This is a genomic window from Pseudoalteromonas sp. S2721 (assembly GCF_005887425.1).
In the GTDB taxonomy this organism is placed as follows: Bacteria; Pseudomonadota; Gammaproteobacteria; order Enterobacterales; family Alteromonadaceae; genus Pseudoalteromonas; species Pseudoalteromonas simplex.
Map to the genome: position 1 here is coordinate 1 of NZ_PNCZ01000178.1, position 226 is coordinate 226.

Here is a 226-nt window from a genome sequence, read left to right on the forward strand (position 1 = left end):
GGAGCTGCTGCTGCCGGTGCTGCACCCGCTTTAACTGTACCAATTACTTGCTCACCAAGTACTGTTTCGCCTTCAGCGTGAATGTGCTCACCCATGATACCGTCTTCTTCAGCAACAACTTCAAGAACACCTTTATCAGCTGCGATGGCAACAAGGGTTTGGTCGCGGGATACCGCTTCACCTCGGTGAACGTGCCAAGTAGCAATTGTAGCGTCTGCGACTGATT

1 protein-coding gene is annotated in these 226 nt (G+C 51.8%); it reads right to left on the bottom strand.

Features of this window, described 5'->3' with window-relative positions:
* A partial coding sequence (locus CWC02_RS20700; protein WP_283235079.1) for a biotin/lipoyl-containing protein occupies positions 1-226 on the bottom strand: 226 nt, incomplete at both ends.